This is a genomic window from Microbacterium yannicii, assembly GCF_024055635.1.
Taxonomy (GTDB): domain Bacteria; phylum Actinomycetota; class Actinomycetes; order Actinomycetales; family Microbacteriaceae; genus Microbacterium; species Microbacterium yannicii.
In genome coordinates this window covers 24125-50051 of the sequence record NZ_JAMXMB010000018.1, presented here as the reverse complement: position 1 = coordinate 50051, position 25927 = coordinate 24125, and the positions used below count along the sequence as shown (strand labels likewise).

Below are 25927 nucleotides of genomic sequence, written 5' to 3'. Positions count from 1 at the left end.
CCTCCTCGCCTCCGTTCCACGGTGCCCGGGCCGCTGCCCGGGCACCGTGTCACGTGTGGTCTCAGCCCGCTGCGACCGTCTTGTCGAACTCCGCCTGCACCTTGGCGATGGTGTCGTCGATCGACGACTGGCCGTCCTGCATCTCGATGCGCGCCTGGCGGAAGAAGGTGTTGAACGCGCTGAACGTCGACAGGTTCGACACGTTCTCGTACCACGTCAGGTTCGGGTTCTCGAGAAGGGCGAAGTAGTCCTTCGAGCCCGGGATCGAGGTGTTGCGCTCGATCTCGTCCGCGGTGACGATGTTCGGCGCCAGCCAGCCCTGCGACTCCATCAAGTTGGCGGTGTCGACCTGGTAGAAGTACTCCAGGAACTCCGTCGCCGAGGCGTACTGGGCGTCGTCCTCGGCCGCCTGGGCCGAGATCGCGAGGCCGCCGGCGGTGTCGCCGTTGACCGCGTTCTTGAGCACGTTGATGGTGCCGTCCTCTGCCGGGATGATGAACAGGCCTGCGTTGAAGTCCGGGTCGACCTTGTGGATGTCGTTGAGACGCCCGATGCCGGCCGAAGACGTCGCCATGACCGCCATGTCGTTCACGAGCAGCGTCGTGGTCTGCGCGTCGGCGGTGGACTGCCAGCCCTCGAGCACGTAGTCGTTGGTGATGTCGAGCAGCTCCTGCAGCGGCTCGCGCAGGTCCTCGATGCTGGCGTCGCCGTTCTGCGCGGCGGTCCAGAATCCGCCCTCGTCGCCGTACTCCGCGAAGTAGGGCGCGGCGAGCGGCTTCCACAGCTGGTCGCTCGGCCAGACCTCGGCCGCGGCGGTCGCCAGCGGCGCGTCGCCGTTCGCCTTGATGTCGTCGAGCAGGTCGAGGAAGTCGTCGTACGTCTCGGGCACCTCGAGGTCGTTGTCCGTGAAGTAGTCCTTGTTGTAGACGATGTTCAGGCCGATCTCGCCGTTGAGCGCGCTGTACGGCACGGTGTAGACGTTGCCGTCCTCCGCGGTGCCGAACGCCTCGGGCTGGATCAGCTCGGTCACCGAATCGGGGATCGGTGCGAGCTTGCCGGCGTTGACGTAGGTGAGGGTGTCGCGCATGTCGACGACGGCGGGCCAGTTGCCCGTGGCATCCATTGTCTTCAGCGCGGTGGCGTAGTCGCTCCCGGCCGGAAGCGGGTCGAGCTGCACGGTCGTCGTGTCGCTCTGGTCGTTGAAGGCTTCGACCACGTTGTCGACCACCGAGTTCCAGGTCTCGTCGCCGGTGGCGTAGAGGAAGCGGATCGTGGTCTTCTCGGTCGGCGCGCCACTCTCGTCGCCGTCGTCCGCGGGGCTGCTGCACCCCGTCAGCGCGAGTGCCGCGACAGCGATGCCTGCTGCGCCGGCGATCCAGGGCGAGCGGCGGCCCATACGGGCACGCATCCCTGCCCGCGTCATCGCGTCATGCATGTGATCTCCCTTGATTCGTGCCGGAACCATTCCGTCTCCGAGAGAGTACCTCAAAGTGGACAACGTTTGCCACTCGAATTCGTAAAGCGCTTTCCACCGATGACCGACGAGCGCGAGGCAACCCTGGACGACGGTGGGATGCCGCCTACGCGGGCACGAGCGGAGTGCCGTGGAGGATCGGGGTCGCGGTGAGGGCGATCGTCTCCGCCGCGTCCGCGCTCTCATCCAGCGCGAGCGCGAGCGCGGCGCCTCCGAACTCCTCCAGCGGCACCTCGACGGTGCTGAAGCCGGGCAGCACGTCGCCGAGCATGGGCACGTGGTCGAACCCGGTCACCTCGATGTCGGCCGGCACCGGCACGCCCAGCTCTCGCAGGCGCGCGATCACGCCGACCGCCATCGCGTCGCTCATCGCCGCGATGACGTCGAGCTCCGCCAGGCGATCCCGAAGCTGCTCGACCGCGCGGTATCCCCCGTCGCGTGAGAACTCGGTGTGCACGATGTCACGCTCGTCCACTCCGATGTCGCGCGCAGCCAGGCCCTCGGCGAATCCGCCGACGCGCTCCAGTGCGGTCACCTCGATGTCGGGGCCCGAGACCATCGCGAAGCGCCGGTTGCCGGCATCCGCAAGTCCCTCCGCAAGGAGCCGTGCGGCGTGACGGTTGTCCACGGTCACGGTCGGGAAGCCCAGGTCGTTGTCGCCGATCACCACGATCCGCGCGCCGTGGTCGTTCAGCACCATCAGCTGTTCCTTGACGGCCGCCTCACGCGCCGCGTCGGTCGTGCGGCTGGTCGCCATGACGACGGCGAGGTGGCGTTCGCCGCGCAGTTGCGCGAGGAGGTCGATCTCACGCGCCGAGTCGTCGCGCGTCGTGCGCACGGCGACCGAGACGCCGCGCTCTTCGGCTGCGTGCATGATGCCGGCGATCATGGTCGCCGAGCCGAAGTCGTCGATGTCGCCGACGATGAACGCGACGGTGCGGGCCCGGCCGCCCTTGATGGCCTGCGCCGCCGGGCTCACCGAGTAGCCGAGCGCCCGCGCCGCCTCTTCGACGCGGCTGCGGAGCTCGGGCGATCCGCTCTGCTTGCCGCGCACACCGCCGTTGAGCGCCCGCGACGCCGCCGGAACCGACACTCCCGCCAGTCGCGCGACGTCGGCGAGGGTGGCAGGTTTGGCGCTCTTCGACATTCGTCTCCCCGGGCGTGCGCGTGCAGATAACGCTATCCAGTATCCCGGATGCCGGCGGCCGGGGCGTGCGGCATCGCCGCCGCCCCGCCGCAACCGCGCTGGCGCCTAGAGGGCGAGCCGCTCCCGCACGACATCGGCGAGCACGTCCGCGTGCCGGCGCGCGTCGTCCTCGGAGCCCGCTTCGACCATCACGCGCACCATCTCCTCGGTGCCGGACGGGCGCAGCAGCACGCGCCCCGACAGGCCGAGCTCGGCGGAGGCGCGGGCGACGGCATCCTGAACCACCTCGTCGGAGCCGGCACGGGTGCGATCGACGCCGCGGACGTTCACGAGCACCTGCGGGTACACGGTCATGATCGAGGCGAGCTCGGCGAGTGTCTTGCCGGTGCGGGCCATCTCGGCCACAAGGTGCAGGCCGGTGAGCACGCCGTCGCCGGTCGTGGCGAACTCGCTCATGATCACGTGGCCCGACTGCTCGCCGCCGAGCGAGAAGCCGCCCTCGTTCATGCGTTCGAGCACGTAGCGGTCACCGACGCCGGTGGTCTCGACGCGGATGCCGTGGTCCGACATGGCGCGGTGCAGGCCGAGGTTGCTCATCACGGTCGCGACGAGCGTGTCGTCCGCGAGGCGGCCGCGGCTCTTCATCGACACGGCAAGGATCGCCATGATCTGGTCGCCGTCGACGATCGTGCCGTTCGCGTCGACCGCGAGGCAGCGGTCGGCGTCGCCGTCGTGCGCGATGCCCACGTCGGCCCCGTACTCGACGACTGCCTTCGCGAGCACGTCGAGGTGCGTCGAGCCGACGCCGTCGTTGATGTTGACCCCATCGGGGTCGGCGCCGATGACGGTCACGCGGGCGCCGGCGTCCTTGAAGGTCTCGGGAGAGACTCCGGATGCCGCGCCGTGCGCGCAGTCGAGCACCACGTGCAGCCCGTCCAGGCGATGCGGCAGCGAACCGAGCAGGTGCACGACGTAGCGGTCTTCGGCGTCGGCGAACCGGCGGATGCGGCCGACGGCAGCGCCGGTGGGCAGCAGCTTCGGGCCGTCCATGGCGCGCTCGATGCGCTGTTCGACCACGTCGGGCAGCTTGACGCCGCCGGTCGCGAAGATCTTGATGCCGTTGTCGGGGGCGGGATTGTGGGATGCCGACACCATGACGCCGAAGTCGGCGTCGATGTCGGCGATCAGGAACGCCGCGGCGGGAGTCGGCAGCACGCCGGCGTCATAGACGTCGACGCCCGAGGAGGCGAGCCCTGCCTCGACGGCGGCCGAGAGGAACTCGCCCGAGACGCGGGGGTCGCGGGCGACGACGGCGCTGAGGCGCTTGCCGGCGGCGCGTCGCGCCTCGGCAGTACGCCCCTGGCCCAGGACGACGGCGGTCGCCTGGGCCAGGGAGAGTGCGAGATCGGCGGTGAGGGGGCCGTTGGCCAGCCCCCTCACCCCGTCCGTGCCAAAGATCGGCATGCGGTGGTGAAGCCGATCAGCGCTTCGAGTACTGCGGAGCCTTGCGGGCCTTCTTGAGACCGGCCTTCTTGCGCTCGATGACGCGGGCGTCACGCGAGAGGAAGCCGGCCTTCTTGAGGGTCGGGCGGTTGTTCTCTTCGTCGATCTGGTTCAGCGCACGGGCGATGCCGAGGCGCAGCGCGCCGGCCTGACCCGAGGGGCCACCACCCGAGATGCGCACGATGACGTCGTACGCGTCGGTGAGGTTGAGCACCGTGAACGGGTCGGTGATGAGCTGCTGGTGCAGCTTGTTCGGGAAGTAGTCCTCGAACGCACGGCCGTTGACGGTGATGGTGCCCGAGCCGGGGATGACGCGCACGCGGGCGATGGCCTGCTTGCGACGGCCGACAGCCGCGCCCGACACGGAGAGCACGGGGCGCTCGACGGTCGTCACGGTCTCGTCGAGCGGGGTCTCGGTCGAGTAGTTGGTGGTTTCTTCTTCGATGTTCGCCATCAGTCTGTCCTTGTCTGTCCGGCGCTTACTGGGCGACCTGGTCGAAAACGTACGCGGAGGGCTTCTGCGCGGCGTGCGGGTGCTCGGCACCGCGGTACACCTTGAGCTTCGACAGCTGGTCGCGGCCGAGCGAGTTCTTCGGGAGCATGCCGCGGACGGCCTTCTCGACGGCGCGGACGGGGTTCTTCTCGAGGAGCTCCGAGTAGGTGACCGACTTCAGGCCGCCCGGGTAGCCCGAGTGACGGTAAGCCTTCTTCTGCTCGAGCTTCTGGCCCGTGAGGGCGACCTTCTCGGCGTTGATGATGATGACGAAGTCGCCCTGGTCGACGTGCGGTGCGAACGTCGGCTTGTGCTTGCCACGGAGAAGGATGGCGGCGTGCGAGGCGAGGCGGCCGAGGACGACGTCAGTCGCGTCGATGACCAGCCACTCGCGCTGGACTTCGCCAGCCTTGGGGGTGTAAGTGCGCGTCACAGTAGTGCTGCTTTCTTGATTCGAACGGAGAGGTTCGTGAATCCCACTCCGGGGTGGTTCCGGGTTGGTCCCTGAGCTAGTCGAAGGGCCGGAACACGCCAGTGGAGGGCTCACGTTCGTCGATGCCCGGTCAGCAGAGCAGGCACCAAAGATCAATAGTACGCCAGACGGATGCCGCAGCCAAACCGTGCTCTACCGCCTGGGTTACCAGATCAGGAGCGCCACGCCGATCGCATTGAAGACCACGTGCGCGACGATCGGGCCGCCGAGCCGGCCGGTGAGGAGGAAGAGGATGCCGCATCCGACGCTGACAGCGGCCGGCCCGATGAGCGCCGGCCAGCTGGCCGCGCCATTCGAGGCGATGTAGTGGAGGGCGACGAATGCCACCGTCGACACGACGACCGACGTGACCGCCGCCACGATGCGTCCCGCACCCGCGCTCGCTTCGGCGACGGCGGGCACGATGAGGCCGCGGAAGTAGAGCTCCTCCACGATCGGAGTGACGATCGCTGCGCCGACGATGAGTACGGCGATGCCGCCGAGTGACGCGCCGCCGAATCCCGCGAGGAGGCTTCCTGTCGTGGGACTGACGACCTCGACCAGCGCCCTGGCTGTCAGACCAACGCCGAGACCCAACAGGAGGTCGCTCCCCCGGACCACAAGGACTCGGCGCCAGAAGCCCGGCCTCCCGGCGACGACGACCGCGACGAAGACCGCGGCGACCGCGGGCGCCGAGATGACGACCAGGTCGATGGTCTGCTGCAGCCACGGCGCAGCGGTGATGCCGCCGTAGACAGAGAGGACGGCCCAGGATGCCGCGAAACCCGCCAGCGCGATCACCAGCGCGATATCGGGCCGCCGGTACAACGACGACGACCCCGGGCTCGCGCCCGGGGTCGTCGTCAGTGAATCGTTCAGTTCTTCTGCGTGCGGCGACGCGCTGCGACGGCTGCGACGGCGATGCCGCCGAGACCGACTGCTCCGACGCCGACCCAGATGGCCGCAGCGGGGATGGTCCCACCGGTCGCGGGCAGTGCGCCCGGTGCGGGGGTCGAGCCCGCCGCGGCGACGCTGATGGTGACCGAGCCGAGTGCGCCGTCAGTCGCCGCCACGGTGACCGTGTACGTGCCTGCAGCGTTGGCGGTGAAGGTCGCGGATGCGGTTCCGTTGGCAACCGGCTTCGTGACGCCGCCGGCAGCAGCAGCGACGACGATCGACGAAAGCGTGGAGCCCGAGGTCGGGTTGACCGAGAAGTCGACCGACGTGTAGTCGCCCAGGTCGTTGGCGGTGATGGTGGTCGACTGCCCCACGGTGAGAGTGGTGTCGCCTGCGGTGACGGGCGCCGTCGCGGGGTAATCGGCGAAAGCCGCAGCAGAGCTTCCAAGGATGAGGGCGCCGGCGATTCCGGCGGCCGCGAGCGTCTTCTTCAGCATGTCAGTCCTCTATTGGTAACGAATGTGCAGTGGGATTAAGGGGGCGGCAACGCTGGCAAGGGCTTCCCCGTTTTTCGACGGTAGCGCAGAAAGCGAGACGATTTCTACGCCGATTCGTTACCGGCAGGTAACACCTTGCAACACTTGTCCCCCGAAAGGGGGACACCATTTTTCAATCGTGTCCCCCGAAAGGGGGACACAATTCTGCAATCGCCCCGAGAATCCGTGCATCAGTTCCAGAATGTTCCTGCGAGTGCGAGCACGACGAAAGTTGCGTTGAAAACGGCGTGCGTGAGAACCGCGCCCCAGATGCGACCGGTGAGGATCACCAGCAACCCGCACACGCTCGCGAGCAGCGTCAGCACCACGATGCCGTCGACGCTCGTCGATCCGAGCATCGCGTGCGCGACCACGAACAGCGCCGCCGAGCCGGCGACCGCGCCTACTCCCGCGGCGACCTTGCCGAACGGCCGACGCAGCACGGTGTAGAGGGCGACCAGCACGACGCCACGGAAGAACAGCTCCTCGAGCAGAGGTGCAACGAGTACCGGCGCGAGGATGTCGCCGAGCACTGTCGTCACCGAGATCGCACCGTCAACACGGGAGAACGATGGCAACGGTGCAGGCGATCCGCCCATGCCCTGCAACCACCCCTGGGTCGTCCGAAGGAGTGCTCCGAGAACGAGCCCGTACAGCAGATCGATCGCGCGGAAGCGCAGCAGGCCGACGGGCCGTGACCTCGAGAAGGCCCACACGACAGGCACCAGCATCCCGATCCCGATGAGGATCGTGGCGGATGCCGCGGCCCACGGAGAGAGCCAGAACTGACTGACGACGGTGGCGGCGACGACGCCCAATCCGAGCGATATGAGAGCAACTGCGAGAAGGCCCTCGCGCCACCGCAGCACGGTACGCCCACCGAGGCGCCAATCCGTGCGTGGGGCGCGACTCCGGCTGCGCCCCCGGCGCTTTTCCTCAGCTGAGGGTTCGAGCGACCCTGCCGCGTCTTGCCCACGCTGGGCATCGGCGGCCGCTTCGAAGTCGGCCTGTGCCATCGCGTTCGGGGCTTCTATCGCCCACACGTCGACCGGCTCGAAGACCGGCGGCGCCCCGCCGGAGGAGGCATCGCTAGGCTTGTCAGGCACCCGCCCACGTTACCCTGCCCCGCGGAGGACACCCGTTGTTCGAGATCCTGACGGTGTGCACGGGCAACATCTGCCGCTCACCGCTCGCGGAACTCCTGCTCCGCGCGAGGCTCGCCGACCTCTCGCCACAGGTGGCGAGCGCGGGGACACGTGGGCTCGCCGCTGCGCCGATGACGCCGGAGGCTGCGCACATCGCGGTCGCGCTCGGCGTCCTCGAACAGGACGCAGCGGCCCACCGCTCCCGCTTCCTCACTGAGAAGCACCTCACCTCCCCCGATCTCATCCTCACCATGACTCGCGAGCACCGGCGGGCCGTCGCCGAACTGGCCCCATCGCGGCTGAGGTCGACGTTCACGATCCGGGAATTCGGCCGCATCGCGGCCGCCGTTCCAGAAGCCGACCTGCGGGCCGCCGCCGACGAGGCTGGGACGGAAGCGTCGGCTCGGCTGCGCGCTGTCGCGTCGGTTGTCGCCTCTTACCGCGGCCTGGTCACCCCGCTCGGCGACCCGAACGACGACGATGTCGTCGACCCGTACCGGCAGCCGTGGGAGACATATCTTCTGTCGGCATCGCAGTTGGAGCCGGCAATTACTGCCGTCGCGGCGACCGTGCGCGCCGTCGCTGTGTGACATCCCCGAAACAGTGCCGGAATTCCCCTGTGGAACAATGACCGGAAGCATACGGAACGCGCGAGAGGCGACATGGAGCTCACCGACTACATCCGGATCCTGCGCAAGAACTGGCTGATCATCATCGTGGCCACCTTGCTCGGGATCGGTCTGGCCGCGGGATGGTCGCTCACCCGCACGCCCCAATACGAAGCGCAGAGCACCGTTTTCGTCTCGACGCAGGCCAGCTCGTCGATCGGCGAACTGCAGCAGGGGTCCAGCTTCACGCAGTCCCGCGTTGCGACCTACGCCAACCTCGTATCGACTCCCATCGTCATGAACCCGGTCATCGCCGAACTCGGTCTGGGGACGACGGCAGCGGGCCTCGCGGGGCGAGTAGAGGCGTCGACGACCGCCAACACGACCCTGATCTCGATCACCGTGACAGACGCCGATCCACTCCAAGCGGCTGAGACAGCGAATGCTCTGGCGGCTTCGCTTTCGGCGGCCGTGGAGTCGATCGAGTCCGTGCAGAACGCCGACGGCACATCAAGCAGCCCGGTGCGACTGTCCCGGGTCAAAGACGCGCTTCCGCCGCTCACGCCGTCGAGTCCCAACGTCCCGCTGAACCTCGCACTGGGTGCGCTCATCGGTCTCGCTCTCGGCGTGGGAGTCGCGGTGCTGCGGTCCGTACTCGACACGCGCATCCGCACGCCGCGCGACGTGGAGCAGGTGACGGACCGGCCCATCATCGGCGCGATCGCCTTCGACCCGAAGGCGAAAGAGCGTCCGCTCATCGTCCATGACGACCCTCTCAGCCCCCGCGCCGAGTCGTTCCGCGCGATGCGGACCAACCTGCAGTTCCTCGACGTGGGTGGGCGCTCGTCGTTCGTCGTCACCTCCAGCGTGCCGAGTGAGGGCAAGTCGACCTCGACCATCAACCTGGCGATCGCGCTCGCCGACGCCGGCAACCGCGTCGCGCTGCTCGACACCGACCTGCGCAAGCCGAAGGTCGCGGAATACCTCGGAATCGAAGGCGGAGCAGGCCTGACCGATGTGCTCATCGGCCGCGCGCGCATCACGGACGTCATGCTGCCTTGGGGCAACCGCAGCCTCTACGTGCTGCCCGCCGGCAAGATCCCGCCGAACCCGAGCGAGCTGCTCGGCTCGAAGAACATGCACACGCTCCTCGAAGTGCTCGAGCGTGACTTCGACGTCGTGCTCTGTGATGCTCCCCCGCTGCTTCCGGTGACGGACGCCGCCATCCTCGCCAAGGCGACGAGCGGCGCCATCGTCGTGGTCTCGGCGGGACGCACGAACCGGCACCAGCTCTCGGGCGCCGTAGACACTCTCGAGACCGTCGGGGCGCACATCGCAGGCGTAGCGCTCACGATGGTTCCCACGCGCGGGCCGGACTCCTACGCGTACGGCTACGGGTACGGGTACGGGTACGGTGCCTACGGCTACGTCGACGAAAAGCCGGCGAAGGCCAAGAAGCGAGCGAAAGCCGCGGACGCCGCAAAGGCGAGGGAGACCAAGAAGTCGGCTGCCGCGTCGAAGAGCGCAGCTCCGTCTGTTGCGACACCGGCTACGCAGGCAACAGCCACGCCAGTCGTTCCCGGGGTGCAGACCGTTTCTCAGGCCGCGCCCGCGACGAAGGCGCCGGCGACACCCACACCGCAAGCGCAGCCCGTCCCTACGCCAGACGCACGCCCGCGGCGCGCTCCTGATGCCGCGGCGGAGCCGGTGTCGGACGCGACTGTGCCTCGCCCGTCTCGCTCCATGCCGACGGAGGCCGAAAGCGCCGCATCTCGCGCGGAGCGTCGGATGACGACCATCGACCCGACCTCGGCCCCGACGCCGCGATCGGTGCCAGCAGAGCCCGGTCCTGAGAGCGGCCCGCTCACCATTGATGACCTTATCCGCCAGTCCGGGGTGTCTCCGAGCTGGCAGGACGGCTCGGACCAGGTCCGCTGACGCGCGGACGACATGATGCGTGGCGGTGGACTCGCGAGGTGGATCGCGATCGGCGCCGTCAGCGTGCTGGCGGTGCTGGTCGGCGTGGTCGCCATGACGGCGTATGAGCGTGTGCACACGGCAACGCCGACCGGCCAGATGGCCCCGGCACCGACATTCACGCTGGGGGTGAGAACGCCGACGCCCACTCCGACCGGCGAGGCGGCCTTGCCGACAGACCAGCAGCGCTTCCTGGCCATCGGCGAGACCCAATGGTGGCGGGCGACGGCGGGGGCCTGCGGCGGTCGCGCGCCCGTCATCGAACGGTCGTCAGACGCCGGGGCGACCTGGATAGCGGTGACTCCGAACTATCTCGGGATCGAGAGGGTGCTTACGCTCAATGCCTTCACGGGAGCCGATGCCGAAGTCGTTGCAGGCGTCGCGGGCTGCAACGCCCAGGCACTGCGGACATACACGCGCGGCCAGTTCTGGGAGTCCTACCCGGACGTCTTGACTGCGTCGCGCTTCGTAGATCCGAAGGATGCCGCGTCCATACATCTCGCCACCGCGACAGTTCCTGCACCGTGCGGCGCTTCTTCGGGCCTTCACGCCCAGGGCGACGTGATCGCGCTGGTGTGCGATGGTCGCGCGTGGTCGTGGACAGGAACGGTATGGGAACAGCTCGCGCCCGAGAGCGCGATCGCAGTCGCGATCGATGGAGGGGAGGTCGTCGTCGCGCACGCTGAGCATGAGTGCGCCGGTGTGGCGCTGTCTCGGGTCGCTCCGGCTGGTGCTGCTAAACCAGTAGCGATCGGCTGCGCCGCCGCCGTGGACGCCGATGCTGCCCTCGCGATTGATGTCACGGGCGCCGATGTCGTGGTGTGGAGTGGCGACGAGCTCGTCTTTGTGCAGTAGGGATTTGGGCATGCGCCTGTGACATTGTTGCCACCTTCAGCGAGAAGTGTTGCCAAAGAATCACGCTGGTCGAGCACCGGTGCGGCTCGCGGAATCGGTCTCTCCCGCGGTAAATGACATATCCGCGCACGGCGATGGAAACATCTCGTTACAGGCTCGCTCGCTCTGGCGCATGGTTCCGATTCCCCTGGTACCGTGGAAACAGCGATCGATGTTGTGAGTTGCACCCGAGATATCCACGACACCCGCAAGCGCGTACGTTTTCGAGTCGGCGAGGACTCCCCGCCCACGAAAGGTGCATGTGTGACAGTGGATATCCGGGCTTCCGAAAGGACGCCTTCGACCGAACCCGCCAGCTCCCCCGGATGGCCACTTCGCGACGGCCACGCCAACTGGCGACGGAGCTATGCGCGCCGCTTGCTCATCAGTGACCTGCTCGTCGTCGTCTGGGTCGTCTACGGTACGCAGATCTTGTGGTTCGGGTTGGAGCCCGCTGAGGTCGCGGGGCTCGGCGAACTGTCGTACTGGATCTTCTCTGCGGTGGTCGTCGTAGGTTGGATGCTGGCGTTGGCTCTGCATGACACCCGCAACTACCGAGTCATCGGCATCGGGAACACCGAATACGTGCGCGTCACGGATGCGAGCCTGCGGCTGTTCGGACTGATCGCGATCGTGGCATTCCTCTTGCGGGTCGACGTCGCACGCGGCTTCCTCCTGATCTCTCTCCCTCTCGGCATCGCCACGCTGATTCTCGAGCGGTGGCTGTGGCGGCAATGGCTCGCCGCCAAGCGCTCCGTCGGCGAATACTCCGCACGAGTGCTGCTGGTCGGATCGGAAGAGTCGGTCGGCCAGATCGCTCACGAGCTGCGGCGTTCACCGGCCGCCGGCTATCAGGTGGTGGGGGCATGCGTGCCGACCGGGCGAATCGCGGGGTTCATACCCGACACCGATATCCCGATCATGGGCAACGTCAATGCGGTCGAGCGAGCCATCGCGGCCACCAAGGCCGACACCGTCGCCGTCACGAGCACCGACGATCTTCCCCCCTCGAAGGTGAAGCAGATCTCGTGGTCGCTCGAAGCGGGGCGGCAGCATCTCGTGCTCGCGCCTAGCATCGTGGACATCGCGGGGCCACGCATTCATACCCGTCCTGTCGCGGGCCTTCCGCTCATCCATGTGGAGACACCGCGCTTCTCCGCCGGGCAGCGATTCGCCAAGCGCGCGTTCGATATCTTCAGCTCCACTGTTCTAATAATCCTTCTCTTGCCGGTCCTCCTGGTCGTCGCCATCGCGGTGATGGCATCCAGTCCGGGTCCGCTCCTGTTCAGCCAAGAGCGCATCGGTCTCAAGGGACGTCCCTTCCGCATGCACAAGTTCCGCTCGATGCGAGTCGGCGCCGATGCCGAGCTTGCGGCGCTGCTCGAGGAACAGGGAACGTCGACCCAACCACTCTTCAAGGTCCAGAACGATCCTCGGATCACCCCGATCGGCCGGTTCATCCGCAAGTATTCGCTCGATGAGCTCCCCCAGCTCTTCGATGTCCTGACCGGATCGATGAGCCTGGTCGGCCCGCGTCCACAGGTGGCTGCGGAAGTTGAGCTGTACTCGGATGCCGCCCGTCGGCGCCTCCTCGCCCGTCCCGGCATCACCGGGCTCTGGCAAGTCAGCGGACGCAGCGCACTCGACTGGGACCAGACGGTCCGCCTGGACCTCTACTACGTCGAGAACTGGTCGCTCGTCGGCGACATCGCGATTCTGGCGAAGACAGTGCGCGCTGTCCTTGCACCCGGAACAACCGCTCACTGACCGGGGAATACCGATGACGAAGATTCTGCACGTTGTGGAGTGCTATGGCGCCGGCGTCGGACGGGCGGTGCAGTTGTGGGCGAAGCTGACCCCGGAGCATGAGCATCACCTGCTCTGGGAGGGGGAAGAGTCGCCTACAGGGGAGCATGCTTTCGCATCCGCTTCGCGAATGCCTACCGGGCTCTTCCGCCGCGCAAAGGCCGTTGACGCTCAGGTCGAGAATCTGCGACCAGACCTTGTCATTGCGCACTCGAGTTGGGCGGGCGTTTATGCCCGTGCGCGGCGCCTTGACGCTCCCGTCGCATACGCACCGCACGCGTACAAGTTTGAGGACACGAGTGAGTCGCGCATCCGACGAGCGATCTATCGGTTTGCAGAAGCCAGATTGACGCAGCGCTCCAGGGTGACACTCGCGCTCACGCCCCATGAAGAATCACTCGCCCGGTCGCTCGACTCGGCGGCAGTGACCCACATCGTCCCGAACTCACCCACGGTCACCCCCGACGACGGCGGCAACACGACCGGTTTCGATCCGGGCCGACGCGTTCTGATGATCGGCCGCATCTCGCCTCAGAAGGACCCGGGGCACTTCATCGAAGTGTCGCATCTTGTCCGGCAGTCTCGGCCGGATGTGGAATTCGTCTGGGCCGGTGAGGGTGATCCCGAGCTCACAAGGCGGCTGCAGCAAGCTCAGATCGCCGTCACCGGCTGGCTCTCCCGCGATGCTCTCATCGATCTTCTCAGCCAAGCCTCGGTGTACTATCACTCCGCCATCTATGAGGGTTTCCCGCTCAGCGTCCTCGATGCAGGTTCGTTCGAGCATCCCATTGTCGTCCGCGCGATTTCTCCGTTCGACGGAATCGGCCTCGTTGCGGCAGGGTCCGCCGGCGAGGCCGCCGAGATGATCTTGTCGGTATTGGATCGCGGACCTGTGTACGACCTCGCGGTGCGGGGGACCCGAGCATTGCGCGCGTCCATGAATCGCCAGTCGCAGGTCTCCGCGATGCGTTCGCTGCTCGAGCGGTTCTCTGGGGAGCCGGGATCCGGACGCTGGTTGAGCGATCGTGGGCGAGATGTGTCCGCCGCTAGAGGTGCAGAGGCAGTAGAAACATGACTCACAGCCAGGACCAGCAGGCTGCACCCAGCCTCAACCTCGTCTTCGTCGACCACAGTGGGCAACCCGGAGGCGGACAGCTGGGCTTGCAGCGCTATCTTGGACAGCCCAGCTCGCACAAACGCAAGGTGGTCTTCGTCGCTGGCGGTCCTGTCACGGGTCAGCTGCAAGACAAGGGCGTGGAGACCACAGTCGTGTTTCCGAACGAACCTTACTCTCGCCGTCTTCTCCTTCGTTCGATCCCACGTCTCCGCGCCATCCTGAAGAGTCACGACAGCAACACCATCGTGATTGCGAACAGCGGTTACGCGGCCCTTGCCCTCGCCCTCAGTGGAGTGCCGAGTCGAGGGATGGTCAATTACCTGCGAACCGAAGCCGCACCACCTGACTCGACGCGCCTCAAGCGCTGGTTCGACACCAACGTCGTCCTCCGCCGGTTTGCCGGCTACTTGGCTAACAGCGAATGGACTCGAGGAACGCTCCCCCCCATTCTCGCCTCCAGGCCCGCACGAGTCGCGTACCCGCTTTCTGGGGTGGATACGTCCGATTCGCAGGGACGGGTCGCCCCTCTGAGCGGTCAGCACGCCATCAGGATCGCGTCTTTCAGCAGGCTGGATCGATGGAAGGGCATCGACACGCTGATCGACGCCGTCGAGTTGGTCGCGAAAGCCAACCCGGGAACAGATCTGAGGCTGGACATCTACGGCGGGCAGTTTTTCGCGGATGCGGCGTTCGCGGACGAACTCGAGGCGAAGGCTGCCCAAGGCCGCGTGCCCACCACGTTCCACGGACACATCGACGACGTGCCAACCCGGCTTCGGACCACGGACATCGTCGTGGTCCCATCTCGCCACCCGGAGCCCTTCGGGCAGGTCGTCGCGCAAGCGATCACGCACGGATGCGTCACCATCATCTCCAATCACGGTGGTGCGATTGAGCAGGTGACCGACGGTGTGAACGGGCTCACATTCGAACCCGGCGATGCCGCTTCTCTTGCCGCCACGCTCGAACGGTGCATCCACGACCCGGAAGAGGCCGCGCGCCTCGCGGCCCATGCCGGCACCTTCGGTGAGTCCATGAACGATCGGGTGTTGGCATCCGCGTTCGATACCGCCATTACCCAGCTGTCGGAAGAGATGCTAAGAGCATGAGGACTGCAGTGCGGTATCGCCCGGGGCGACGCGCGGGCGTGGCCGCACCCCTCAGCTCGATCGAAGCGACCGGCGGAGAACATTCGAGCACCAGCATCAGCATGCTGATGCACTGGGCGTGGTCTCCGCTTGGACTTCTCTTGATGATTCCCGTCCCGGCATTGGTGGGATCGCTGGCGATCCCCGACCAGGACTTTCGACAAATGTGGGGCCAACCGTCGTTCTTGACGAGCGACTTCGCCCTGGCGATCGTCCTCGTGACGCTCGTCATCGCCTTGGTGTTCGCGCTTGCGGCCCCGCTGTATGTCGGCAGCACGCGAGTCACGCTGACTAGCGCTCAGGTGAGTTGGATCAATCACGCGGTCATCATCATCGCCACCATCACCTTCGCCGCATACGGAGCCTGGATTCTCTTGGGAGTCGCTCGAGGGCTGACTCCGAGCGTTTTGATCAGCGCGCTCAACGGTGAGTTCGGTGTCATGAGCACCATCAAGAATCGTCTACTTGCACCGGTGTCGGGGATCACGACTTGGATGCATCTCGGAGTTCTCCTCGGACCATTGATCATCCTGCGTAGGCGCACATCGGCTCGATCGGGTTATCCGCTTCTGACTGCGCTGTTCGCCCTGGCGGTTTTTCGAGCATTCTTTTTCAGCGAGCGGCTCGCGATCGTTGAACTCGTCGCAAGCACCCTCATCGCTTCGCTCATCCTGCGGGACCGCGCCCCACGCCTGGTGGCCACCGTTCCTAGAACCATCGCGACGTTCGTGCTCGCATGGGGCGCCCTGCTGATCTTCTTCGCGATTCTCGAGTACAACCGTTCCTGGGCGAACTATTACGCCGCACGCGGAGATGGAGACATCGTCAGCTTCTCCTGGAATCGACTGCTCGGTTACTACGCGACGGCAGTGAACAATGGCGTCCTGTTTGGTGAAGCAGCGCCGCCCGACCTGAACTTCGCATCGCTGATCCCCGGCATCAGTGAGCTGCCGCTCGTCTCGGGTTCGAGTAGGTTCCGTCAATATGAGCAGCTGCTCGAACAGTCATCGAACCCCGAGTTCAACAACATCTCCGGGCTGGCCGTTCCGCTCGCTTCACTAGGGGTATGGGGCGGCGCGGTGTTCCTCTGCGTGCTCGCGGTCACCGTCGTCGTCATCGCCGGTCAGGTTCGCCGGGGAGGTATTCCGGGCATGCTGATCTACTGCGTAATCGCGGTCGGGATTCTGGAATTGACAAGGATCTACTACTTCAGTTCCACACGATTCCTGGTGATCGTGCTCGGGCTCGGTGTTCTGTGGCTCACATACCCTCGCCGAGCAACTCGTTCTCGGCGGGTCGGAACCCGCGTCGGAGCACGGCCACGGCCCACCAGAGATGGCCTGCGCGCGCGATGACACAGCAGCCGACGAACACATCAGATTCACCCCTAGCGAAGGCGGATATGCCGGTCTCAACGCGAAAGCTCACCGTGCTGCAGGTCTTGCCGGACCCGGCTCGATACCCGGGCCCCGTTGAGAATCCCTACACATCTCTGCTCGTCGATTCGTTGGATGGTACGGCAATTCGGACCGAGTACTTCCGATGGACCACGGCATTCTGGCGCCCTTTCGATGTTGTCCACTTTCACTGGCCGGAATACATGGCTCGGCATCGGTCAGCTCTCGTCAGCACAATCAAGTGTTTGCTGCTGTGGCTCTTCATTCTCCGCGTGCGGGCGTCACGTTCGGCGCTGGTGCGGACCGTCCACAACGTTGCTCCTCACGAATCAGGCCCGGCCTTGGAGCGACGCGTTCTGGCTGCGCTGGATTCCGCGACCACGCTCTGGATTGTCCTCAATTCGGCGACCCAAACGCCGGTCCCCTCACGCACTCGCCTCCTGCCCCACGGGCACTACCGCGACTGGTATGACGCTCCCCGCGTCGGGGCAAGTACGCGAGGCAGGCTTCTGACGTTCGGCCTTCAACGTGCATACAAGGGCACCAACACATTGATCGAGGCCTTCGGACAACTGCCGCAACCCGACTTTCAACTGCACGTGTGCGGCAAGCCCGCGACGGCACAGGACCGCATCGAGATCAGCCAGGCCGCACAAGAGAGCGCTGACATTCATCTCGATCTTCGATTTCTTGATGACGCCGAACTGGTGGACGAGATAGCTGCGTCCGAAACCGTCGTGCTTCCCTACCGGTCGATGCACAACTCTGGCGCAGCGCTCCTGGCCTTGTCGCTTAATCGCCCAATCATCGTGCCGCTGTCAGAAGCCACAGCGCTCCTTGTCCAGGAGTTCGGGCCTCAGTGGGTCGTGACTTACGCCGGTCAGCTGACCGGCGAGGCTCTTCGATCTGCTCTGGAGCGCGTACGGGGCGCTAAGCGAGAGCCCGAAGTCGACATGGCTTCGCGCGAATGGGGGACCCTCGCACGGTTGCTCGAACAGATGTACCACGAGGCAGTGTCTTTGGCGAAAGCAGGCAGACGTTGACCGCGACCGCCGCCAGCCAACTCGTCGTCAACGGCCGCTTCTTCTCTCAGCCGGCAACCGGTGTCCAGCGGTTCGCCGAGCAATCTCTCCGCCAAATCGCGGGTCTCCGTGACGGCGTCACGGTGGTCGTCCCCGTCGATGCGACGGTTCCGAAGTGGCTGGACGAGGACCATGTAATCCGGGTGGGCCGACTGCGTGGCCATGCATGGGAGCAGATTGAGCTTCCGCGATATCTGGCTCAGCAGGGCAGTCCACTTCTGCTCAACCTCGCCAGCACGTCGCCGATGCGGTATCGACGTCAGGTAAGCACGCACCACGACATCACTTATGTCCGATTCCCGACAAGCTTCTCCCGATCGTTTCGACTTCTCTACCGAGTGATAGTCCCTCGTATGCTCGCGTCCAGCCAGGCGGTCATCACCGTGAGTGAGTTCTCGCGGCAGGAGATCGCTTCGCACTATGGGATCGACGCCGAAAAGATCTCGGTGGTGTCGAATGCTGCCGATGATCGTTTCCGCCCGGGGACAGGGGATCCGGAGCGACCCTACTTCCTGGCTGTATCGTCGCCGAACGAACACAAGAACTTCCGGCGGCTATTGGCGGCGTACTCCGTTGCCCAAGACTCCGTCGAGTCGGATCTGATCATCATCGGCGAGCAGACTTCAAGTTTCGTAGCTCAGAAGTACGACCTACCGGCCACGACGCGCGTGCAATTCACAGGACGCGTCGATGACGACGAACTCGTCCGGTTGTACCAGGATGCGCGCGCCTTCATCTTTCCTTCGGTATATGAGGGGTTCGGCATTCCGCCACTCGAAGCGCAACAGTGCGGAGTTCCCGTGGCGTCCTCGCACGCGGCGTCGCTGCCGGAAGTCCTGCACGACTCGGTCCTGTATTTCGATCCGCTCGACGTTTCGAAAATTGCCGAAGCATTGACCGTGCTCGATTCCGACGCGGCGCTGCGCGCACGACTGAGACAAGCCGGCTTTGCAAACGCAGCACAATACTCGTGGGAGCAGTCCGCGAAGGACATTCTCAGCATCGCTGATCGAGTGGCAAGATCAGTCAAGTGACGCAGGAGCGCGACTACGACCGACGTGTCACGCGATTAACTAGCGCAGACAGCAACGGACGAATGACCGCCCTGTTCTCGTCGCCAGCCAACAGATACAAGAGAGCACCATAGGTCGTGGCCGCGAGGATGGCGACGGGTAGCGCAAACGTCCATAGAGCCGCAGGGACGTGCGCCCAGCCCGTGAGCTGGAGGAGCAAAGCCGCGCCAAGCGGAATGACGGACGCCAGTACGCAACGGCCGATCTGAGCAAGGTAACGCCAGACTCGGAGTCCGATCGTGCGGCGAAGAACGACAAGGCGAACAGGCCACACAATGAACCGAGCCAGGCGCGAGAATGCGATGCCGAGGACGCCGAAGGGAGCAAAGAGGAAGACCATCACGACGCTGACAATGTTGGTCAGCATCGCAAGCCACAGAGCAGACGCCGCATGGCCCGTGGCCAGGAGGGCACTGCGGTCGAAGTACATCACCGCCCCCAGGGCCCACCCTGGGGCGAGCACCCAGAGAATCGGAATCGCCGCGTCCCAGCCCGGGCCGAACAGTGCGGGGATGATCTGCGGAGCAAGCGCGGCAACGAGTCCGAAGACGCCGACGCTCACCGCCGACGCCGCGAAGGTCAACTGACGGAAGATGCGGTTGAGGCGCACCGGATCGTCCTGCACACGCGAGAACGTCGTCAGCGAAACTCGAGCCACCACAGAGGTCACGAGCTCGATGAGTATCGTCCCGAGGCGCTGAGCCAGGAAGTAGTAACCCAACTCTGTCGGGGAGAAGAGGGCGCCGATCACGATCTTGTCGATGTTGGCCTGAACCGCATCCATAAGGTCGACGCCGAGGATGGCTCCACCGATCGACCAGAGTTCACGGAACGACTTCCGTGAGAACTCCCAGCGGGGGCGCCACGGCGTGGACGACCAGAGCGTGATGACCGCAGCGGCCGCGGACACCACCGTCTGAGCCACGAGCGCCCAGACACCCCATCCGATCAAAGCGAGCGGGATCGAGACCAGCGCCCCGCAGAGGGCGCCGACGAGCTGGCGGACGGAAAGCGGCTTGAAGTCGAGTTCACGCTCGAGCAAGGCAGCTGGAGTCTGCGATAGAGCATTGAGCGGTAGCGCCACGCTCAGCACCTGGAGGATCGGTGTCAGGTCCGGAGTACCAAGGGCCGAAGCGATCACCGGAGCGGTGGCTACCAACGCGACCGCAAGAACCAAGGAGACCGATAGCGACATCCAGAACGCCGTCGAGGCATCGGCTGGTCCAAGTGTCTTGCGCTGAACGAGCGCCCGGCTGAAGCCTGAGTCGGCGAACACCTGCAGCACGGCCGTAACCGACATCGCGAGCGCCACGACACCGAAGTCCGCCGGTGTGAGTAGCCGGGAGAGGACGACGAGGACCAGGAGGGAGATCAAACGGACAGACCAGCGTTCGACCACAACCCAGCCGATCGAGCGTGTTGCGCGCGCTCGAAGTCCGTCACTCATCCCGGGCCTCTCCTCGTCTTCGCAGTCTGCTGCCGACCGCTACGGCTGCTGAGCACTGGCGATTTCCGGACGACGCACGATCCTCCCGAGCACACGTCGCGCGGTGGCCGCGATTGCAGTAGGGCCAACGGCAGCGATCACCCGATCGCGCATGCGGCGTGGCGGCACAACTCCGAACTCATGGGTGAACCGCGCGCTGGCAGGCCACGATAGGCCCGACAGCCCTTTTCCGGAGTGGTTCTCGCCCGTGTCGACGTTGTACACCGCACCCTTGAACGGGAGCGGCTCCAGTTGCCATCCCTGCTCCGCCAACCATGTGCGCGCGTTACGATGCGCTCCCAGAATGCGACTCAGTCGATCGCCGAATGCGTCAGCGATCTCTGACTGGGTCGCGCTAACAGCGAGACCTTCCGGGACTTCGTACGCGTCCCATCGAACGATGTGACACGTACCGCACGTGCGATGGAAGTCCCCGACCGCGCGATACACGCCGGTCGCATGTGAGTAGATCCAGCCGCGCTCGACAACCCACCCCGGCTGGCCGTCATGGAGTGCCGCATGGTCGGCGATTCGGCGACTCACGTAGTCATCGGCGTCGAAGATCATCACATAGTCAGGAGTGAAGTCACGCGCCCGCAATAGCCCCGCGCCGATCTTCGTCCCCTTGTCCCAGACAAATGAGTTGAGGTCGGTCTGCGGCCCACTCGGTGGGGCAGGAGCGGGAAAGTCCACTTCGACGAAATAGACGCGAGGTGGCAAAGCGAAGACGGGTCGCTTGTTCCCGACGACGATGACGACATAGTCATCGAGGTCCTGGTTCGTCACCGAGGCCAGAGTCTCTTGCAGCAGCGACTCGACGCGGTCATAGTCTGCCGAGTTCTGCGGGTGTCGCAGCGAAGTTACGAACGCGATCACACCTTCACCGCCATCGCCAGCGACCGCGCCTCGGTCAGATCATCCGCGTAGCCGACGGTCGAGAAGCCGCCAGAATAGTCGCGCATGATCTGACTTACCTTCTGGTAGTTGTTGTCGAGCACGACGTGGGGGATTCCCATGAGGACCGCGAGGATGTGCGCGTGCAGTCGATCCGTCACGACGGCGCGCGAGCCGTCATACAAGTGGACCGCGTTGGATACGTTCACATCGTTGATACCGGTGATCACCCACTGTGCGAACCGATTCGGCAAGCGGACCGGGAGGAAGCGGATCCTCTTACGAACCTTCGCGTAGAACCGTGTGCAGAGCGACAGATTTCGATAGAACCGCCATCTACGCGATACAGCGCTCAGTTCCGCCCAGTCCGTGACGTGGGTCTCCCGCCCGGGGAGCCAAGCGGCATCTACCGTGTCCAAGCCCGACGATGCTTCTTTGTCTGCGCGCGCGATCACGACCACCCGGTCGGAGGCTGCCGCCGCGTCGGAGGTGCTGGCGGGGGCAGTCCATCCAAGCGCCATGTCAGGGCAGAACGAGATCGTCACGTCCGGGAGCTGCTCCGCGGCGCGAGTGATCGACAGAGAGTCACGGATGAGCACATGGAAGTCGGGATGGCCCCCCAGGATCGCGTTCGCTTCGGCAGCGCGAGCATCGTCCGCGAAATAAATCGATTGCGGAAGCTGCACGACCCGGTAGTCCGTCAAGTCGCGCGCCACCTTCTCGCGGAGAATCTGATGCCCCGGCCAGAGGTCTCCGAAGTTGCCGCCACCGTGGAACAGGACCACGCCCTCCGGCATCGCTCGCCGGAGGCCTGCGGGATCGTATGACCAAAGATCGCAAATGTAGCGGATACGGAGTCCCAGCTTCTGGAAGTACGCGATCTCGCCCGCCCAGATGAGGGAATCGCCGACATTGCGCTGATTCGGCGCGTCGATGAGCGCAATATCGGTCGCCCCCGCCAAAACTCGCTCCAGCACACTCAACGTCGTGGTGCGTAGCGCCTGCAGATGCTCATTATCTTCCGGAGACAGCACGGTTGCCCTTCCTGACGGCGGTTGCCAACACGAGCTCCCCAGGTCGAGCGCAGTCAGGCAACGCCGGACGGCTATGCCGACGTTGCCCGAAGCCCGGATTCACTCTAGGGCATGCCCTCATGTCACACCCGACCGCGCCGCTTCTTCCGAGGGATCCAGTGACCACAGATCACGTGGGAAAGAGTTGACCAGGTCCGTCGGGTCCCAAGCCGATTTCGGCGCGATCGACTCGAGCGATCGCTCACGGTCCGTACTGAAGCTCGGCAGACGTCGACCGGTCCCCTCGTAGTAGTCCTCGTACTTGAACATCGACTCCGCGGTTGGGCGGACGAGCGACACGTCGATGCCGAGCGCATCGGCGATGATGATGCCGTGGAGCGACGAAGTCACGATCCGCTTCGAATCCGCAATGGTCCGCAACACAGTGAGGTAGTCCAGTCGCGGGCTAATGAGACCGGGCGCATCCGCCCAGAGTCGATAGTCGTGGAGATTGGGCAGGCTCGTCAGCTCGAGGCGCGGCTGTGGTGACCGCTCAACGCCGAAAAGTGCCGGCGCGAGAGCTCCGGGGTCGCCAAACGCATCGCTCGGCACCGATATGCCTCGTTGCGTGAGCACGCGTGCCGTGAGCGGCCCGCGCACCGCCCTCACATCCAGGACGCTCGCCGCTAGTGGCTCGTTGACCTTGCCGTTGATCCCCGAGCCCCACACCACGTCGCCATCGCGAGCGAAGTGGAGCACGCTTCCGACCGAAAGAAGTCGGATCGGTTGCGCGGCTACGCGGTGGCTCGGGGCGAGCTCTGTGGCAACGACGGGCCCGAGCATGTCGCCGAAGTTGTTGACTGGCCGCCGAAAGGGCAATAGCCGGCCGACTGGCCCCCGCATGATCGGGCGGCTCGGGTTCCAATTGAACAGATCAACGCCACGCAGATCGACCACTCGCATCATCCTCGTCTGAACAAGCGACCGAAATCGGTCGCACATCTATCGGCAGATCCCACCATTCGATGGTCGGTAGGGCGCCGCGACATTGATGCGCATTTTCGACAGATCCTACCCCGCACCACTCGTCGGGGAAACGCGAGGTTTCACCGCGTGACGGCGGTCACGGTCACCAACTCCGCCAGCACATGCTCGCTCACCGAGCCGAGAAGCAACCGCGCGATCCCGGTGCGTCCATGAGTGCCGACGACCGCAAGCCGCGCAGTAGCGGCTGCCTCGTTGATGACGTAGCCCGGATCCCCCTCCGCGACGTACGTCCCGATAGGCAGTTCCGGATGGGCGGCCCGCACATCGGTCAGGAGTTCGTCGAGCGCGCGCTCGGTCTGTTGCTGGAGGTCCGTCAGGTAGAGGTCGGGGTAGTCCGACACTCCTCCTATCGCGTAGTCGGTACCGACGCTCACCGGGATCCACGCCGACACTGCCGTCAGCGTGTCGCCCGACGCCGCAGCCTCGGCGGCGGCGAACTCCAGCGCGCGTTGCGAGACATCCGACCCGTCCACGCCCACCACGACCCCACGGCGGTCCGACGTGTCGATGTCGGGCACCACGACCACGGGACAGTGCGCTCCTGCGACGATGCGTCGGCCGTGCGGGCCACGCTTCTTCTCATGATCGTCGCCACGGATGTCGCTGCCGATGACGAGCAGTGCGGCATCCTTCGACTGCTCGATCAGAACCTCAGTGGGATTGCCGTGTGAGACGCTCGCGCGCACGGTGAGGCCCTTGCCGCTCAGACGCACGACCTCGGCATCGGCCAACGCCTGAGCACTCGCCTTTGCGCGTTGCAGGACCTCGTCCTCGCCGACGGCGCCCGTCGCGCCCCCCACCACCGACAGCAGCTCCAGCCCGCGGCCCGTGGCGGCCGCTCGGTCCGCGGCCCAATCCGTAGCCCGCTGCGACACCGGCCGATCCGTCACGCCGACGACGATCGCATCCCCCACCATGGCTCCTCCTCCGACCTCTCGAGGCTAGCGAGGCGATGGTGCGTGATGAAAGTGCCGTGAGTTCTGCGAAGTTCACCTGCGCGAAACAGAGGCATGCCTATCGTGGCCGCATGGCGAGCGGATCGAGAAAGCGCAAGCGCAGTCGCAAGGTCACAGCGCCGGGCATGAGATGGTGGGGCTACCTGTTGCTCGTGCTCGGCGTCCTCGCGGTCGGCGCGCTGGCGGTGCTCGCCCTCCGGTTCGCGTAGCGGCGAGCAGCCCACCCGCCCTCTCGCCGGATGGCCACGCGAGCAACACCGCATCCGTCGCTGAGCGCAGTGTGGTCGGTCGTGTAACGACGCAGGCGAACTGGTGCAACGCGACTCTGATAGGAAGGAGCGCGATCATCGTCGCGACAGACTTCGGAGGAACAATGCGCCTGACCGTCATCGGATGCGGATACCTGGGTGCGGTCCACGCGGCCGCGATGGCATCTATCGGGCACGAGGTCGTGGGCATCGACGTCGACCCGCGCAAGATCGAGGCGCTGTCCCGCGGTGAGGCGCCGTTCTTCGAGCCCGACCTCGAAGAACTGCTCGCCGCCGGCGTCGAGTCAGGGCGCCTCACGTTCACGACCGATATGGCGGCGGCTGCCGGTTCCGCAGTGCACTTCGTCGCCGTCGGCACCCCGCAGCAGCAGGGCGGCTACGCGGCAGACCTCACGTATGTCAACGGTGCGGTCGACTCACTCCTGCCGTATCTGCGGCCCGGCGACATCGTCGCCGGCAAGTCGACGGTTCCCGTCGGCACCGCGGCAGAGCTCGCGCCTCGGATCGAAGCGACCGGCGCGATCCTCGTCTGGAACCCCGAGTTCCTGCGCGAGGGATGGGCGGTGAAAGACACCATCGAACCCGACCGGCTCGTGGTCGGTGTCGGCGCTTCGACAGGCTCAGCGACCGGAAGCGGCTCAGCGACCGGAAGCGGCTCAGCGACCGGAAGCGGCGCCCCGACCGACAGCGGCCAGGCGACCGATCCCGCCCAGGTGCTCCGCGAGGTGTACCACCCCGCCGTCGCCGCCGGTACGCCCTTCATCGTCACCGACTGGGCGACTGCCGAACTCGTCAAGGTCGCAGCCAACGCGTTCCTCGCGACCAAGATCTCGTTCATCAACGCGATGGCGGAGATCGCCGAGGTCACCGGCGCCGACGTCACCCAGCTCGCCGACGCCATCGGCCATGACGCGCGTATCGGCCGCCGCTTCCTCGGCGCCGGCATCGGCTTCGGCGGGGGTTGCCTCCCGAAAGACATCCGCGCCTTCTCGGCTCGTGCCGAAGAGCTGGGCCGCGGTGAATCCGTCGCCTTCCTCCGCGAAGTCGACGCGATCAACCTGCGCCGGCGCGACCGCGCGGTGGATCTCGTCCTGCAGGCCTTCGACGGTTCGGTGTTCGAGAAGCGTGTCGCCGTGCTCGGCGCGGCCTTCAAGCCCTTCAGCGACGACATCCGCGACTCCCCCGCGCTCGACGTCGCTGTGCGCCTGCGCGGACTCGGGGCGGACGTGATCGTCACCGACCCAGCCGCGATCGAGAACGCCCGTCGCCTGCATCCGCAGCTGACCTACATCGAAGACCGCGACGACGCCATCCGCGACGCCGACGCCGTCATACTCGTCACAGAGTGGGACGAATACCGTCGCGAACTCGACCCCGAGCACGCCTCCAGCCTCACCACCGGTCGCATCGTCGTGGACGGGCGCAACGGCCTGGACGCCGCCGCCTGGCGCGCCGCCGGCTGGACCTACTACGGCATGGGCCGCCCCTGACCA

The 25927-nt window shown here is 65.8% G+C and carries 24 protein-coding genes; 11 read left to right on the top strand and 13 right to left on the bottom strand.

Going from position 1 to position 25927, the window contains the following annotated elements:
* Window positions 1-61 precede the first annotated feature (61 nt).
* The 8 genes from NCG93_RS08225 to NCG93_RS08190 form a co-directional block, all read right to left on the bottom strand.
* Complete coding sequence (locus tag NCG93_RS08225) at window positions 62-1435, bottom strand: ABC transporter substrate-binding protein (protein WP_241741887.1); 1374 nt, start codon at window positions 1433-1435, stop codon at window positions 62-64.
* Between the two features lie 145 nt (window positions 1436-1580).
* On the bottom strand, window positions 1581-2621 hold the full coding sequence (locus tag NCG93_RS08220) for a LacI family DNA-binding transcriptional regulator (RefSeq protein WP_194414455.1): 1041 nt from the start codon (window positions 2619-2621) through the stop codon (window positions 1581-1583).
* A 105-nt stretch (window positions 2622-2726) separates the two neighbouring features.
* Window positions 2727-4085 (bottom strand): phosphoglucosamine mutase, encoded by a 1359-nt coding sequence (gene glmM, locus NCG93_RS08215; protein ID WP_194414456.1) that lies wholly within the window; start codon window positions 4083-4085, stop codon window positions 2727-2729.
* A 16-nt stretch (window positions 4086-4101) separates the two neighbouring features.
* Window positions 4102-4578: a 30S ribosomal protein S9 gene (gene rpsI / locus NCG93_RS08210; RefSeq protein WP_194414457.1), complete on the bottom strand. Its 477-nt coding sequence runs from the start codon at window positions 4576-4578 to the stop codon at window positions 4102-4104.
* A 25-nt stretch (window positions 4579-4603) separates the two neighbouring features.
* Entirely contained in the window at window positions 4604-5050 is a 447-nt protein-coding gene (rplM, locus tag NCG93_RS08205; protein WP_194414458.1) for a 50S ribosomal protein L13, read from the bottom strand.
* A gap of 204 nt (window positions 5051-5254) precedes the next feature.
* The gene (locus NCG93_RS08200; protein WP_194414459.1) at window positions 5255-5890 is read right to left on the bottom strand and encodes a CPBP family glutamic-type intramembrane protease; all 636 of its coding nucleotides are present in this window, start codon (window positions 5888-5890) and stop codon (window positions 5255-5257) included.
* A 74-nt stretch (window positions 5891-5964) separates the two neighbouring features.
* On the bottom strand, window positions 5965-6483 hold the full coding sequence (locus NCG93_RS08195; protein ID WP_194414460.1) for a hypothetical protein: 519 nt from the start codon (window positions 6481-6483) through the stop codon (window positions 5965-5967).
* 230 nt (window positions 6484-6713) lie between these two features.
* The gene (locus NCG93_RS08190; RefSeq protein ID WP_241741888.1) at window positions 6714-7340 is read right to left on the bottom strand and encodes a CPBP family intramembrane glutamic endopeptidase; all 627 of its coding nucleotides are present in this window, start codon (window positions 7338-7340) and stop codon (window positions 6714-6716) included.
* A gap of 323 nt (window positions 7341-7663) precedes the next feature.
* Between NCG93_RS08190 and NCG93_RS08185 the strand changes: the two genes are divergently transcribed.
* The 9 genes from NCG93_RS08185 to NCG93_RS08145 all read left to right on the top strand — a co-directional run bounded on the left by NCG93_RS08185 (window position 7664) and on the right by NCG93_RS08145 (window position 18730).
* A complete protein-coding gene (locus NCG93_RS08185; protein WP_194414461.1) occupies window positions 7664-8257 on the top strand; it encodes an arsenate reductase/protein-tyrosine-phosphatase family protein in 594 nt (197 codons plus the stop codon).
* A gap of 72 nt (window positions 8258-8329) precedes the next feature.
* Entirely contained in the window at window positions 8330-10213 is a 1884-nt protein-coding gene (locus NCG93_RS08180) for a tyrosine-protein kinase domain-containing protein (RefSeq protein ID WP_194414462.1), read from the top strand.
* Between the two features lie 63 nt (window positions 10214-10276).
* A complete protein-coding gene (locus NCG93_RS08175) occupies window positions 10277-11107 on the top strand; it encodes a hypothetical protein (protein ID WP_194414463.1) in 831 nt (276 codons plus the stop codon).
* 417 nt (window positions 11108-11524) lie between these two features.
* Window positions 11525-12913, top strand: a complete 1389-nt coding sequence (locus NCG93_RS08170; RefSeq protein WP_206687745.1) for a sugar transferase — start codon at window positions 11525-11527, stop codon at window positions 12911-12913.
* Between the two features lie 13 nt (window positions 12914-12926).
* A complete protein-coding gene (locus NCG93_RS08165; protein ID WP_194414464.1) occupies window positions 12927-14027 on the top strand; it encodes a glycosyltransferase in 1101 nt (366 codons plus the stop codon).
* Window positions 14024-15178 carry a glycosyltransferase family 4 protein gene (locus NCG93_RS08160; RefSeq protein ID WP_194414465.1) on the top strand — a complete coding sequence of 385 codons (1155 nt, stop codon included), beginning with the start codon at window positions 14024-14026 and terminating at the stop codon, window positions 15176-15178. The genes NCG93_RS08165 and NCG93_RS08160 overlap by 4 nt, the downstream gene beginning before the upstream one ends.
* Window positions 15179-15216: 38 nt before the next feature.
* Window positions 15217-16572 (top strand): hypothetical protein, encoded by a 1356-nt coding sequence (locus NCG93_RS08155; RefSeq protein ID WP_194414466.1) that lies wholly within the window; start codon window positions 15217-15219, stop codon window positions 16570-16572.
* 287 nt (window positions 16573-16859) lie between these two features.
* Complete coding sequence (locus NCG93_RS08150) at window positions 16860-17657, top strand: glycosyltransferase family protein (protein WP_194414467.1); 798 nt, start codon at window positions 16860-16862, stop codon at window positions 17655-17657.
* Entirely contained in the window at window positions 17654-18730 is a 1077-nt protein-coding gene (locus NCG93_RS08145; protein WP_206687627.1) for a glycosyltransferase family 4 protein, read from the top strand. The genes NCG93_RS08150 and NCG93_RS08145 overlap by 4 nt, the downstream gene beginning before the upstream one ends.
* A 13-nt stretch (window positions 18731-18743) precedes the next feature.
* On the opposite strand, the gene NCG93_RS08140 is transcribed toward NCG93_RS08145, so the two are convergent.
* From NCG93_RS08140 to NCG93_RS08120, 5 genes are all read right to left on the bottom strand, one after another.
* Window positions 18744-20216 (bottom strand): lipopolysaccharide biosynthesis protein, encoded by a 1473-nt coding sequence (locus NCG93_RS08140; protein WP_194414469.1) that lies wholly within the window; start codon window positions 20214-20216, stop codon window positions 18744-18746.
* Between the two features lie 39 nt (window positions 20217-20255).
* Window positions 20256-21041: a glycosyltransferase family 2 protein gene (locus NCG93_RS08135; protein WP_194414470.1), complete on the bottom strand. Its 786-nt coding sequence runs from the start codon at window positions 21039-21041 to the stop codon at window positions 20256-20258.
* An 86-nt stretch (window positions 21042-21127) separates the two neighbouring features.
* On the bottom strand, window positions 21128-22183 hold the full coding sequence (locus tag NCG93_RS08130; RefSeq protein WP_194414471.1) for a polysaccharide pyruvyl transferase family protein: 1056 nt from the start codon (window positions 22181-22183) through the stop codon (window positions 21128-21130).
* Window positions 22184-22300: 117 nt separating this feature from the next.
* On the bottom strand, window positions 22301-23119 hold the full coding sequence (locus NCG93_RS08125) for a glycosyltransferase family protein (protein ID WP_194414472.1): 819 nt from the start codon (window positions 23117-23119) through the stop codon (window positions 22301-22303).
* Window positions 23120-23268: 149 nt separating this feature from the next.
* Window positions 23269-24126 carry a universal stress protein gene (locus tag NCG93_RS08120; RefSeq protein WP_194414473.1) on the bottom strand — a complete coding sequence of 286 codons (858 nt, stop codon included), beginning with the start codon at window positions 24124-24126 and terminating at the stop codon, window positions 23269-23271.
* Between the two features lie 110 nt (window positions 24127-24236).
* Here NCG93_RS08120 and NCG93_RS08115 point away from each other — a divergent pair, with 110 nt between their 5' ends.
* Both NCG93_RS08115 and NCG93_RS08110 read left to right on the top strand, forming a co-directional pair.
* A complete protein-coding gene (locus NCG93_RS08115; protein ID WP_194414474.1) occupies window positions 24237-24374 on the top strand; it encodes a hypothetical protein in 138 nt (45 codons plus the stop codon).
* 164 nt (window positions 24375-24538) lie between these two features.
* The gene (locus NCG93_RS08110) at window positions 24539-25924 is read left to right on the top strand and encodes a UDP-glucose dehydrogenase family protein (protein WP_194414475.1); all 1386 of its coding nucleotides are present in this window, start codon (window positions 24539-24541) and stop codon (window positions 25922-25924) included.
* Window positions 25925-25927: the final 3 nt, after the last annotated feature.

Excerpts from the sequence above, each read along its gene's own strand:
- NCG93_RS08225 (WP_241741887.1), bottom strand. The coding sequence starts at position 1,435 with ATGCATGACGCGATGACGCGGGCAGGGATGCGTGCCCGTATGGGCCGC.
- NCG93_RS08220 (WP_194414455.1), bottom strand. The coding sequence starts at position 2,621 with ATGTCGAAGAGCGCCAAACCTGCCACCCTCGCCGACGTCGCGCGACTG.
- glmM (WP_194414456.1), bottom strand. The coding sequence starts at position 4,085 with ATGCCGATCTTTGGCACGGACGGGGTGAGGGGGCTGGCCAACGGCCCC.
- rpsI (WP_194414457.1), bottom strand. The coding sequence starts at position 4,578 with ATGGCGAACATCGAAGAAGAAACCACCAACTACTCGACCGAGACCCCG.
- NCG93_RS08195 (WP_194414460.1), bottom strand. The coding sequence starts at position 6,483 with ATGCTGAAGAAGACGCTCGCGGCCGCCGGAATCGCCGGCGCCCTCATC.
- NCG93_RS08180 (WP_194414462.1), top strand. The coding sequence starts at position 8,330 with ATGGAGCTCACCGACTACATCCGGATCCTGCGCAAGAACTGGCTGATC.
- NCG93_RS08165 (WP_194414464.1), top strand. The coding sequence starts at position 12,927 with ATGACGAAGATTCTGCACGTTGTGGAGTGCTATGGCGCCGGCGTCGGA.
- NCG93_RS08160 (WP_194414465.1), top strand. The coding sequence starts at position 14,024 with ATGACTCACAGCCAGGACCAGCAGGCTGCACCCAGCCTCAACCTCGTC.
- NCG93_RS08140 (WP_194414469.1), bottom strand. The coding sequence starts at position 20,216 with ATGAGTGACGGACTTCGAGCGCGCGCAACACGCTCGATCGGCTGGGTT.
- NCG93_RS08120 (WP_194414473.1), bottom strand. The coding sequence starts at position 24,126 with ATGGTGGGGGATGCGATCGTCGTCGGCGTGACGGATCGGCCGGTGTCG.
- NCG93_RS08115 (WP_194414474.1), top strand. The coding sequence starts at position 24,237 with ATGGCGAGCGGATCGAGAAAGCGCAAGCGCAGTCGCAAGGTCACAGCG.
- NCG93_RS08110 (WP_194414475.1), top strand. The coding sequence starts at position 24,539 with ATGCGCCTGACCGTCATCGGATGCGGATACCTGGGTGCGGTCCACGCG.